This window comes from Marinospirillum minutulum DSM 6287, assembly GCF_000422325.1.
In the GTDB taxonomy this organism is placed as follows: Bacteria; Pseudomonadota; Gammaproteobacteria; order Pseudomonadales; family Halomonadaceae; genus Marinospirillum; species Marinospirillum minutulum.
Window position 1 is genome coordinate 636,780 of sequence record NZ_KE383818.1, and the last position, 12,318, is coordinate 649,097.

Sequence of the window (12,318 nt, forward strand, 5' to 3'; positions counted from 1 at the left end):
TCTTTGCGGTAAGCTTCGCCTTTAACCTTTTTATTTTTGGGTAGCTGTTATGCGCGCAGATTTTATCAATCCCTTTCTTCATGCCATGGTCAATGTATTACGCACTATGTGTGAGTTACAGCCACAAGTGGGTAAGTCAGTATTGAAGGAAGATAATATTGCCCGTGGTGTGGTAACCGGTTTTATAGATTTAATGGGTGAACAAACTTCTGGCTCTCTTGCCATTAGTTTTACTGAGCCAGTCGCCATAGATTTAGTTGAGCGGATGTTAGGTGAGCGCCCTACTAAAATAGACGATACGGTGCGTGATTTAATTGGTGAGATTACCAATATGGTATCAGGTGGTGCTAAAAAGATATTGGCAGAGAAAGGCTATAATTTTTACCTTTCACAGCCAGTCACTTTTGTAGGTGAAGGGCATAAAATTCTGCACAGTGTTTATGGCCCTAAAATTTTAATACCCTTTCATGTAGAAAGTGGCGATTTTGTTGTTGAGGTGTGTTTTAGAGATTAACTAGAGGCCGAACATGGCCTGTACCTCGGCTACCTGCTCCGCAGCATCTTCTACCAAAGCAAGACTAAAATCTTCTGTTAAGCCTTGTTTGGCTAACTTTCTAAAAGCAGGAAGTTCATCTAAGCGTGGATAGCGGTATTGGTCTGCAGTACCTATTAAGCTGTGTAAGCGTGCCACTTTTAGTAGGTCATCTAGGGTGGCTTGGGGGTTGTTGGAATCTTTTTGCCAATGGTTAATTTGACGAATGCTTTCAATTATTTCTTCATCAAAATTCCAGCTACTTAATAACAAGCCGCCAGCCTCTGGCATTAACTCTTCTAAGAGGGGCTCCATTTCTTTAGGATCAAGTTCTCCTTGCTGATCCATAAACTTTAAAATAGCCAACTCACCTAGGTTATGAATTAAACCAATTAATAAAGCTTGATCGCCTGATAAATGGGGATGGTGAAGTGTTAAAAGTTGGCTAATAGCAGCAACCCTAACCCCTTGTGACCAGGTGGCTACCATGCGTTTTTTTACCCAAGCTTGCTTAGCTTTGAATAGCTGACGTAAAGAGAAAAGCATAACCAGTTGCGAAGTGGTTTCTAAGCCTAAGCGCATAATGGCATCGGCTGAAGTTTTGCAATAGCTACCTCGGTGATAAAGCGGGCTATTTGCAGCTGCAACTAATTTTGCACTGATAGATGGGTCATGGTTGAGTAGCTTGTCTAACTCAGCTATTTCTGGCTCTTCTTGTTCGAGTACTTTTCTAACCTTAAGCGCAACACTGGGTAGGCTGGGTAGGGTAAAGTTTTTTGCCTCTAGTGCCGTTTTTAGGCGGTTATAAAATACCTGTGCAGCAGGTGATAACTCACCTGTATCAAAGTTAGCAATAATAGATGCTTTAACCTGCTGGGTTAGAAGTTTGCCAGGTAGTGCAATTAATACGGCTGGTGAAGCACTGTTCACCTTGTAGATGCTTGGCCTTAATCTAGCAATACTTAGCCTAGCTTCAGGAGTACCGGCTTTAATCTCTTGCTCTCTACCATCTTCAGCAACGAGCTGTACTTTTCCTTTAAGCAAAAAGAACTCTAAGTCTGAGTTAGAGCCTAAGGGCAGGATAGCTTCATTAGCGGCCTCGCAGCGCTTTATTCTCATGCTAGGTTTAAGCAAAATTAACTGCTCATCGGATAGCTGGGAGAATTGTTCAAACTGATGTAGGTCACTAAGCTTCATATTGCCGCTCTCTAAAAAGGCTAGTTGAAATTTAAAGGTATCATACAAGATGGTTTGTTTGGCAGTTAGTTTTATCTTAGTAGGCTAGACTTGAGATACTAGCAAAGCCACTTAAAAATAGAGGGAAATCATGCTTTACCTGCATTTTGGTGATGAACGAGAAGAGGGTTACTGGTTAAAGTGCTTTAAACAGCAAGCACCTGGGCTTCAAGTAGTAACAGCAAAAGATAAGCTAGCTCCTGAAGCAGTGAAATGGGTAGGCGTTTGGAATCCTAAGCCTAATTTTTTTAAAGCTTTTCCAAATTTACAGGGTGTTTTTGCACTAAGCGCAGGGGTTGATGCCCTGGTTGCTCGAGATGACTTGCCTTCTAGCCTACCTATTATGCGCTTATTGGATGCAGGCATGGCGCAGCAGATGATTGATTACCTTTTATGGGTAGCACTGACTTTACAGGGTGACTTTGATCTCTACTTGCAGCGTCAAAAGCAAAAAAATTGGCAGCCTGAACTCAGTAAAAACCCAACTAAACCCAGAGTGGGTATTTTAGGGTTGGGTACGCTGGGTATAAAGGTGGCGCAAAAATTTAGCCAGCTAGGGTATTCCGTCAGTGGTTGGAAGCGAACAGCGGCATTTGTAGAGGGTGTTGAAGTTCTTGTTGGGGATGAAGGTTTTGTGAACTTGTTGAAAAAAACAGATTTATTGGTAAACCTGCTACCTAACACAGCAGCGACGAATAAAATTTTAAATAAAGCTAATTTAGAGAAATTACCCCAGGGTGCCAGCTTGGTTAATATTGGGCGAGGCCAGCAGCTAGTTGATAAAGATTTAATTAGCCTGCTAGACACTCAGCATTTAAGGTTGGCAGTTTTGGATGTGTTTTCTACTGAACCTTTACCAGAAAACCATCCTTTTTGGGCTCATTCACAAGTGATAATAACGCCTCACATAGCTGCTTATACTTTGCCTGAATTGGCTGTTGAGCAGGTGGTGAACAACCTTAAACGTTTAGCCAAAGGTGAAAAGCCCACGGGTTTGGTTGATTCAACTTTAGGTTATTAGTTCGTTTGGCGTTTTCGGGTGCGTAGCAGTAGATAAAGCGCACCTGTGCCACCATCCTTAGGTAAGGCAGAACAAAAAGCCAAAACCTCAGGCATTTGCCTTAGCCAAACGTTAACGTGTGATTTAATGCTAGGTACTTCACCTTCACGGTTGTAAGCTTTGCCATGAACTAAGAGTAAGCACCGGCTTGAAGATTGGTAACCATCACGAATAAACTCACTAAGCGCTGCTCTAGATTTTTCTATAGTGAAGCCATGCAAATCTAATCCTTCTTGCCAAGCTAGCTGACCTTTTTTTAATTCTTGTAAGGTGCGTAGAGGAAGATCAGGCACATGAAAAAGCAGGCTTTCACCTGGATTAACTGGCCTAACTTGGCCATCAGAGATGCCTAAGTCAGCCAAGGCGCTGGGTTCGCTAGTAGCAGCCTGACGACGAGCTTGGTGATTAATGTCTTTAATTCGACGTGGCTTACCAAGATCCGCAAGGTTTTGTTTAACGGGTTTAACCCCTTTCATTAACTCACGAAATAAATTTTGATCATCTTTAGAGTTATTCTCAGGGCTCACTTTTTACTCCTTATGTTAAACTGAGATAATGCTAACACGCCAACCTAGGAAATTACCCAGCGATGAGCCCAACTACTAATCAGACCACCACTTCGCTAGTGCAAGAATTACAAACCCTAAGAGACTTTGTTCGTTGGGCGTTAACTAACTTTAACCAAAACCACCTTTATTATGGTCATGGAACAGACAATGCGTGGGATGAAGCGCTACACCTAGTTTTGGGTAGTTTACATCTACCTTGGGATACAGACGAACGTTTATTAGATGCACGCCTTACACAATTAGAACGTGAAAAACTTATTCGGCTTGTTAAACAGCGCTGTGAAAACCGTACCCCCTTGCCATATTTGTTAGGTGAAAGCTGGTTTGCAGGCTTGCCTTTTAAAGTTGATGCTAGGGTGCTTATTCCCCGTTCGCCCATTGCAGAATTAATTTTAAACTGTTTTGAGCCTTGGTTCGATGAAACTCAGCCACCCGCCAAAATTTTAGACCTTTGTACAGGAAGTGGCTGCATCGGTATTGCCTGTGCCTATGCTTTTCCTACCGCTCAAGTGACTTTAAGCGATATTTCACAAGATGCTTTGGAAGTAGCCAAAGAAAACATTGCCCGCCACCATTTAGAGCAGCGAGTAACTGCTTTAGCCTCTAACTTATTTGCAGGCTTAGAAGTGGATGAAAAATTTGATTTAATCGTTAGTAATCCACCCTATGTTGATCCACAAGATTTAGCTGCCATGCCTGAAGAATACCATCAAGAACCCGAGTTAGCTCTAGCAGCGGGTGATGATGGTTTAGACTTGGTAAGAGTAATTTTAGTAGAAGCAAGACGCTACCTTAATGATGGTGGTTTATTAGTTGTTGAAGTGGGTAATAGTGAAACCCACCTAGAAGCTTTATTTCCACACGTACCTTTTTTATGGGTTGAATTTGAATCTGAAGCCCGTGGTGTTTTTGTATTAACTGCTGAACAACTAGATAAATATCAAGCAGATTTTAATGCCGCTTTAACAAACATTTAAATTATATAAACGGAAGCTGATTTATGTCGGGTAATACCTTTGGAAAACTATTTACTGTCACCACCTTTGGTGAAAGTCACGGTTTAGCTTTAGGCGCTATAGTCGATGGTTGTCCGCCTGGAATGGCGTTAACAGAAGCTGATTTGCAGCTAGATTTAGATAGACGTAAACCAGGTACTAGTCGCCATACCACGCAAAGGCGTGAGGCTGATCAAGTTAAAATTCTATCGGGTGTATTTGAAGGTAAAACAACGGGAACACCCATAGGTTTGTTGATAGAAAATACGGACCAACGTTCTAAAGACTACGGCAAAATTCAAGAGCAGTTTCGTCCTGCCCATGCCGATTACACCTACCAGCAAAAATATGGCATTCGTGATCACCGTGGCGGTGGTCGTAGCTCAGCCCGCGAAACAGCCATGCGGGTAGCGGCCGGTGCTATAGCTAAAAAATACTTATTTGAGACACATGGCATTACCGTGCGCGGTTATTTGTCGCAGCTGGGGCCAATAAAGGTAGAAAAAATTAACTGGGATGAAATTGAACGCAATCCTTTCTTTTGCCCCGACCCAGATAAAGTGCCAGAAATGGAAGCCTATATGGATGCTTTACGCAAAGAAGGCGACTCCATAGGTGCACGTATAGATGTAGTGGCGGAAGGCGTACCACCGGGCTTAGGTGAGCCTATCTTTGATCGCCTAGATGCTGAATTGGCACATGCCATGATGTCGATTAACGCTGTAAAAGGCGTTGAAGTAGGTGCTGGCTTTGCTTCTGTGGAACAAAAGGGCAGTGAACACCGTGATGAAATGAGTCAGGCTGGTTTTTTAAGCAATCATGCCGGTGGCATTTTAGGTGGTATTTCTAGTGGTCAGGCTATTACTGTTAGCATGGCACTTAAACCTACATCAAGTTTACGCTTGCCAGGGCAAAGTGTTGATATTAAAGGTGAAGCCTGCGAAATAATTACTACAGGTCGACACGACCCTTGTGTAGGTATAAGAGCAACACCTATTGCTGAAGCTATGATGGCGCTAGTATTGGTAGATCACTTATTACGCCACAGAGGTCAAAATGCAGGTGTAAAACAGTTAACACCTGTAATACCGCCTAGTGTTATTTAGTTTTATAGGTGCCTAATGATTACTCTTAGGAGAAAATCGTTGATTATTGACTTTAGCTAGATAAAAACACTAGCTAGCTCCTTGCTTCTTTTATATTAAGGCTAGAGTCTTATATCGCAGTTGCATTATATATGCCATACTGCTTAAATAGTTAATGAAGGACTCACAGATAAAGGCGGAGGGCGCTGGTGAAGGTCAATATAGAATTAGAAATGACTCCTGAAGAATTTCGCAAAGCCATGGGTTTACCCGATGTGCAGCCTTTTCAGGATGAGTTGATGAGAAAAATAAGGGAACAGATGGAAGCAGGGGTTGATGGATATGACCCTTTATCACTCCTGAAACCTTTTGTTTCGCAAGGCTTTGACTCAGTAAGTAGTTATCAAAAGATGATGATGGACTTGGTTTCAAGTTATGGTCAAAGCAGTAGCTAAGCTGCCTAGCCTGAAGTTATAACAAAAATAATTCTCGATGGATTGAGAAAAGTAAAATATATAAATCTTTAAATGCGTAGATGAAAATCTATGAAAAAATAGCAGAGGCTTAGGTCTCAAAAGAAAATTTAATTAAAGGAATCAATAGTATGCAAGATAAAAACATGCAAGAAAAAATGATGAATGCTTTCACTGAACAGACTAAAAACATGTACAACCCTATGCGTAAAATTAATGCGCTTTTGGTTGAAAACATGGAAAAAATGACTGACTTTCAACTAGAAGCATTAAAAGCTTACAGCCAAATGGGTTTAACCCAGATGAAGCAAGCTACTGCTGTTAAAGATGCTGACGGTGTTCGTGATTACAGCGCATCACAAGCTGAAATGATGAGCTCACTTAGCAAGAAAGTGCTTGAAGATGCTAAAACTATGGCTGACATGAGCATGGAATTCAAAGGTGAAATTGAAAAAATTATGGAAGAGTCACGTGCTCAAGCTTTCAGTAAAACCTCTGAAGACAAAGCAGCTAAGCCTGCTGCAGCTAAGCCTGCTAAGTAAGAAATCCAACTAGTTTTAACGCTTTAGAGTGTTAAAATAAGTTAAAAAAGGGGCTGCGTGCCTCTTTTTTTATAGCTAAATAAAAGGGAGATGGTGAATGACTGAAGAAAAGAATGATCAGCAACCAGATCATAACCTGTTTGATCCCGCTGAAATGTTTGAATGGATGACAGAAGCTAATGAGCGCTACCAAGCGGTAATTCAGCAGTTTATTAGCCAAAACGAAGGCGGAACAAGTGAAACGTCTTCATCTATATTTAACGATATGGGTGAAAACTTTCAGCAGTTAGGACAGCAGCTAGCTGCAAACCCTATGGTGATGTTTGACGAGCAGATGAGCTTAATGCAAGGTCAAATGCATCTATGGCAGAACACTGTACGAGAGCTTTTAGGTCAAAAGGATGTTGAAGCGGTAATTGAACCAGCCAGAGATGATCGTCGTTTTAATGATCCTGAATGGTCAGAAAACTTAATTTATAAATTTATTAAGCAATCTTACCTACTTCAGTCACGCGGTGTATTAAACGTAGTGAATGGTGTTGAAGGTTTAGAAGATCATACACGTCAACAGGTTGACTTCTATACTCGTCAGCTAGTGAATGCACACTCACCTTCTAATTCTCTATTTACTAACCCAGAAGTTATTCGCCGTACACTAGAAACGCGTGGACAGAATTTACTTAAAGGAATGAAGCAGTTAAGTAGTGATATGAAGCAAAGTGCTGAAGGGCTTAATGTCACTATGACTGATGCTAGTGCTTTCACCCTAGGTGAGAATGTTGCCACTACACCTGGTCAAGTGGTTTTTCAAAATAAGCTGATTCAGTTAATTCAGTACCAGCCAACGACTGAAAAGCAATACAAGACCCCTTTGTTGATTGTTCCACCTTGGATTAACAAGTACTACATTCTAGATTTGCGTGAGAGCAACTCCTTGGTTAAATGGTTAACTGATCAGGGTCATAGCGTATTTATTATATCTTGGGTTAACCCAGGTCCAGAAATGCGTGATTATGGTTGGTCTGAGTATATGAACCAAGGTACTTTGGCAGCGATGGATGCTGTTAAAGAGCAAACAGGTGAAGCAGATGTAAACCTACTTTCTTACTGTATAGGTGGTACTTTAACTGCTTCAACTGTTGCTTACCTAGCAGCAACTAAGCAAGACAAGCGCGTTAAATCAGTAACCTATATGGCTACTCTGCAAGATTTCTCAGATCCAGGTGAAATCAGTGTATTTATTAATGAAGCAAGTTTGCGTGGAATGGAAAAGCAGCTAGATACTACCGGTTATTTAGATGGCCGAGTTATGGCATTTAGCTTTAATCTACTACGTGAGAATGACCTGTTTTGGTCTTTCTATATTAATAATTACCTTAAAGGTGAACGCCCAGCTGCATTCGATCTGCTTTACTGGAATACTGATGGCACTAATATGCCAGCAGCCATGCATAAGTTTTACTTACGCAATATGTACCAGCATAACCGCTTGATTCAACCAGGTGGCATAGAAGTTGATGGTGTTAAGATAGACATTAGCCAGATAAAAACACCGGCTTATTTTATCTCTACTATTCAAGACCATATCGCTAAATGGAAATCAACTTATACAGGTGCACAGGTTCACTCTGGTCCAGTTAAGTTTGTTTTATCTGGTTCGGGCCACATTGCTGGTGTAGTTAACCCACCTAATAAAGTTAAGTACGGTTACTGGACTAACGATCTAATCGCTGAAACACCTGATGCTTGGTTTGCTGGTGCAGACAAGCATGAAGGCTCTTGGTGGCCAGATTGGCAAGAGTGGATTACCAGTAACAAGTATGCTGATCCTGCTAGCCAAGTTGCTGCCCGTGACCCAAATAAGGGTAAGCTAAAGGTTATTGAAGCAGCGCCTGGTAGTTATGTTAAGCTTAAAATTACTGATGTAATAGGCACTAAAAAAGCCCAAGCAGAAAAGCCAAAAGCTGAAGAAGCTAAAGCCGAAGAGCCCAAGGTTACTGAACCTAAGACTAGTGAAGTGAAAGCAGCTCAGCCTTCTACTGCTAAGCCTAAAGCCAAAACAGTGAAAGCTAAAATGCCTAAGGCAAAATAATTTCTAGCTTAGTTGGCTTATAGATGTAAATATTTATAAAGGGTCACTCTTTTAGAGTGACCCTTTATATTTTGTATAAAAAAACTAGCTGCTAATTGAAAAGACGGGAAGAGGAGGGTGAGTTATTAACAATAACGATGTTTTGCGCCGAGTGCGCTATATCTTTGATTTTAGTGATCAGCAGATGTTGGCAAAATTTGAGCTAGGTGGCTACAAGGCTAATAAACCGGAATTACTAGCTTGGCTAGCACGAGAAGAAGAAGCTGGTTTTGTTTTATGTGAAGATGCCATGCTTGCACGGTTTTTAAATGGGTTAATCATTAAAAACCGAGGCCCTAAAGGTGATGGAATACCTGAGCCAGAAAAGCTGCTAAGTAACAATATTATATTAAGAAAACTTAAAATTGCGCTGAATCTTCAGGCAGAAGACTTGCTTCAAATGCTTCAACTCAATGGGTTTACCTTGAGCAAACATGAATTAAGTGCCTTATTTCGTAGCCCAGAGCACAAAAATTACCGAAGGTGCTTAGATCAGCTGCTACGTAATATTCTGGATGGCATGGAAAAGTACTATAGAAAAAAATAAACAAAAAACTCGCCTTGTGAGCGAGTTTTCTGTAGTTACCGCTAACTAGAGGTAGTTGGCTAGCGGTTAATCTGCTGGTGGGTTTTAATTACCCTATTGAGCCTTTAATTCTTCTTCCAACTTCTTACGACGGCGCACTTCACGTGGGTCGTTAGGCGCTCGGCCTGGTAAGGGTTGGTAGCCAGGCAAGTGAGGGAAGGGGTTGTTGCTTGCTTCTTCTTTAGGTGCAGCAACTTCTTCCACTTGGGTAGGCTCAGGTGTTGGTTCTGTAGCGGTTACACTAGGCTCAGCCACAGGCGCTTCTGTTACAGACGCTTCTGTTACAGGCACTTCTGGCGCTTCAACTTTAGCCTCGCTCACTTTAGTTTCTTCAGTAGCAGGGGCTTGGCTTTCAACTGGAGTTTCAGCCTTAGGTTGCTCTGTAACGGTTGCTTCCGTTGTTAGTGGCGCTGTAGCAGCTTCTTGCGTAACGCTAGTTTCTGTAACAGCTACTTCTGCTTCTGTAGTTGTTGATTCAGCCTTAGCTGGGCGACCGCGACCACGTTTAGGTTTTTCTTCTACTGCTTGAACTTCATTGTCTGTTGCTTCACTTGCACTTGGTTCAGGCTGTTTTGCTGGGGGCGTTGCTTGTTGCTCAACACTTGCTGCTTCAGTTTTAATTTCAGGTGCTTTGTCGACTGGTGCAGCAGTTGGTTGGTTATTGCTATTTGTTTCTTCCACAGCAGGCTGTGCACTTGCTTTTAGTTTTTCAAAATCAGGTGCGACGGCTGCATCACCTGTAACTGCCTTATTGCGGCGGCGGTTACGTGGATTAGTGCGTGTAGGCTTAGGCGGTGTGTTGCTATCCTGAGCTGCTGCTGTTTGCTGACGCGTTTCCTGACGGTTGTTATCGTTCTGATTAGTGCTTTCATCACGATCACGGCGCGTACTAGTACGACGGTTATCCGTGCGTTGACGCGGGTTCCGTTGGTTGTTTTCTGCACGTGGGCGACTAGTACGGTTAGTGCGTTCGTTAGGCTTTTTATCAGTAGCTGTACGGTTTGCTGTGTTAGCTGCTGGCTTTTTAACTTCAGTTTTTTCAGTCGTAGTGGCTGGTTTACTAAAGAGAAGTTTAACCAAACGATTTACCAAACTAGGCTTTGCAGTTTTTTCTGCGGTAGTTGCTTGGTCGTTATTGCTGGTACTAAGGGTTTTAGCCTGTTCTTCAGTAGGTGCTGGTGTTGTGCGTATCACATTTTGTACGGCTGCTTCCGCAAAACCGGTTGCTTTATCGTTATTACTAATAGGTTCTTTATCGTTACTCTTGCTAACGTCTAGCTCATAACTAGCAACCTGAATATCTGTTTCGGCTAACTCATCTTCACGTACACGGAACACATCGTAATGGGGTGTGTGCATATCCGGATTAGGAATAACAAGCACTTCAACGTTTTGACGTTTTTCTATGTCATTTAGTGGTGAGCGCTTTTCGTTAAGCAAGAAGGTGGCGACGGTTACAGGCAATACGGCACGAATTTGTGCGGTATTTTCTTTCATGGCTTCTTCTTCAATTAAGCGAAGAATAGAAAGTGCGATGGATTTAACGTCACGAATGGTGCCTTGACCTTCACAGCGTGGGCAAACCATGCCACTGGTTTCGCCTAGTGATGGGCGTAGGCGCTGGCGAGACATTTCTAACAAACCAAAACGTGAGATACGACCAATTTGTACGCGGGCGCGGTCAATTTTTAGCGCATCACGCATACGGTTTTCTACTTCACGCTGGTTTTTAATCGGACTCATATCAATAAAGTCGATAACCACTAGGCCACCGATATCACGCAGGCGTAGTTGACGAGCTACTTCATCGGCTGCTTCTAGGTTAGTTTGTAGAGCCGTTTCTTCTATATCGCTACCACGGGTGGCACGTGCTGAGTTGATATCAATAGAAACTAGCGCTTCAGTGTGATCTATAACAATGGACCCACCGGAAGGTAGTTTTACTTCACGCTGGAAAGCTGTTTCTATTTGACTTTCTATTTGAAAACGAGAAAAAAGCGGTACATCGTCTTGGTAGAACTTAATTTTGTTCTGATAAGAAGGCATTACCTGTTGAATAAAGGTTTGTGCTTGGTCGTAAACTTCTTGGTTATCAATAAGCACTTCACCAATATCTTGACGTAGGTAGTCACGCATGGCGCGAATAATAACGTTAGATTCACGGTAAATTAAGAAGGGTGCTGGTTTTTCTAGTGCGGCTTGATTTACTGATTCCCAGATTTTAACTAGGTAATCTAAGTCCCACTGTAACTCTTCACTAATACGGCCTATGCCCGCAGTACGAACAATAACGCCCATTTGACTAGGGACATTTAGGTTGCTCATGGCATCTTTTAAGGCGGTACATTCCTCGCCTTCAATACGGCGAGAGATGCCGCCAGCACGCGCATTATTGGGCATTAAAACCAGGTAGCGACCTGCTAGGCTAACATAGGTTGTAAGTGCAGCGCCTTTATTGCCGCGCTCTTCTTTATCTACCTGAACAATGACTTCTGTGCCTTCTTTTACCAAGTCACGAATGTTGCCACGGCCTTCACTCGGGCTTTTGGCAAAATATTCTCGACCTATTTCTTTTAGCGGTAAAAAACCATGGCGTTCAGCACCATAGTCAACAAAGGCAGCTTCTAGGCTGGGTTCAACACGGGTAATGCGTCCGCGATAAATATTGGCTTTTTTGGATTCTCTAGATCCAGATTCTATGTCGAGATCGTAAAGTCTTTGTCCGTCTACAAGCGCTACCCGGCGTTCTTCTGGCTGGGTAGCATTAATTAGCATGCGTTTCATGGTGTTTCCGTATGTTCTGGCAGTCCAGACATGGCGGGTTGTTTACATTATGTTTCTTTGTGCTGTTACACCAAAAGCCAATTGGGGTTTTGGTTTTCTGCTTAACCTGAGAGACCGTTCGCTTCATTTAAACTACTCACTTAAATGGTGAGCTACGCATAAACAACTATTTTATAGGATCGAAACGTTACAATTTCTACTAGTTAGCACAAGGTAAAAATAAATAATTCACAACTCGCGAGCCTGTGCCGCGGTTTCTTCTTGCCTGATAAGGGCATCGGGCGTTCTTAAAATTTGTTTTGTGCTGGCCTGCGTGTCGCCCACC

The 12,318-nt window shown here is 42.4% G+C and carries 11 protein-coding genes; 8 read left to right on the forward strand and 3 right to left on the reverse strand.

The annotated features are described in order from the left end of the window. The first annotated feature begins 49 nt into the window (after window positions 1-49). Window positions 50-514 (forward strand): chemotaxis protein CheX, encoded by a 465-nt coding sequence (locus H571_RS0112600; RefSeq protein WP_027849627.1) that lies wholly within the window; start codon window positions 50-52, stop codon window positions 512-514. Here the strand turns inward: H571_RS0112600 and H571_RS0112605 are convergent, their stop codons facing one another. Next, window positions 515-1,729, reverse strand: a complete 1,215-nt coding sequence (locus H571_RS0112605) for an HDOD domain-containing protein (RefSeq protein WP_156887878.1) — start codon at window positions 1,727-1,729, stop codon at window positions 515-517. It lies immediately after the preceding gene. Between the two features lie 130 nt (window positions 1,730-1,859). Between H571_RS0112605 and H571_RS0112610 the strand changes: the two genes are divergently transcribed. Then, window positions 1,860-2,789 (forward strand): 2-hydroxyacid dehydrogenase, encoded by a 930-nt coding sequence (locus tag H571_RS0112610; protein WP_027849629.1) that lies wholly within the window; start codon window positions 1,860-1,862, stop codon window positions 2,787-2,789. On the opposite strand, the gene H571_RS0112615 is transcribed toward H571_RS0112610, so the two are convergent. Next, entirely contained in the window at window positions 2,786-3,355 is a 570-nt protein-coding gene (locus H571_RS0112615; RefSeq protein WP_027849630.1) for a Smr/MutS family protein, read from the reverse strand. The two genes, H571_RS0112610 and H571_RS0112615, sit on opposite strands and share 4 nt — an antisense overlap. Before the next feature lie 62 nt (window positions 3,356-3,417). On the opposite strand from H571_RS0112615, the gene prmB reads away from it, so the two are divergent. The 6 genes from prmB (at window position 3,418) to H571_RS0112645 (ending at window position 9,170) form a co-directional block, all read left to right on the forward strand. After that, the gene (prmB, locus tag H571_RS0112620) at window positions 3,418-4,374 is read left to right on the forward strand and encodes a 50S ribosomal protein L3 N(5)-glutamine methyltransferase (RefSeq protein WP_027849631.1); all 957 of its coding nucleotides are present in this window, start codon (window positions 3,418-3,420) and stop codon (window positions 4,372-4,374) included. 23 nt (window positions 4,375-4,397) lie between these two features. Further along, the gene (aroC, locus tag H571_RS0112625; RefSeq protein WP_027849632.1) at window positions 4,398-5,498 is read left to right on the forward strand and encodes a chorismate synthase; all 1,101 of its coding nucleotides are present in this window, start codon (window positions 4,398-4,400) and stop codon (window positions 5,496-5,498) included. Between the two features lie 188 nt (window positions 5,499-5,686). After that, a complete protein-coding gene (locus H571_RS0112630; RefSeq protein WP_027849633.1) occupies window positions 5,687-5,932 on the forward strand; it encodes a DUF6489 family protein in 246 nt (81 codons plus the stop codon). A 149-nt stretch (window positions 5,933-6,081) separates the two neighbouring features. Next, window positions 6,082-6,492, forward strand: a complete 411-nt coding sequence (locus H571_RS0112635) for a phasin family protein (protein WP_156887879.1) — start codon at window positions 6,082-6,084, stop codon at window positions 6,490-6,492. 97 nt (window positions 6,493-6,589) lie between these two features. After that, window positions 6,590-8,584 (forward strand): PHA/PHB synthase family protein, encoded by a 1,995-nt coding sequence (locus H571_RS15175; RefSeq protein WP_084482840.1) that lies wholly within the window; start codon window positions 6,590-6,592, stop codon window positions 8,582-8,584. A 142-nt stretch (window positions 8,585-8,726) separates the two neighbouring features. Further along, window positions 8,727-9,170: a YehS family protein gene (locus H571_RS0112645; RefSeq protein ID WP_281167287.1), complete on the forward strand. Its 444-nt coding sequence runs from the start codon at window positions 8,727-8,729 to the stop codon at window positions 9,168-9,170. A gap of 93 nt (window positions 9,171-9,263) precedes the next feature. Here H571_RS0112645 and rne read toward each other — a convergent pair whose 3' ends face one another. After that, complete coding sequence (gene rne / locus H571_RS0112650) at window positions 9,264-11,993, reverse strand: ribonuclease E (RefSeq protein ID WP_027849636.1); 2,730 nt, start codon at window positions 11,991-11,993, stop codon at window positions 9,264-9,266. Window positions 11,994-12,318: the final 325 nt, after the last annotated feature.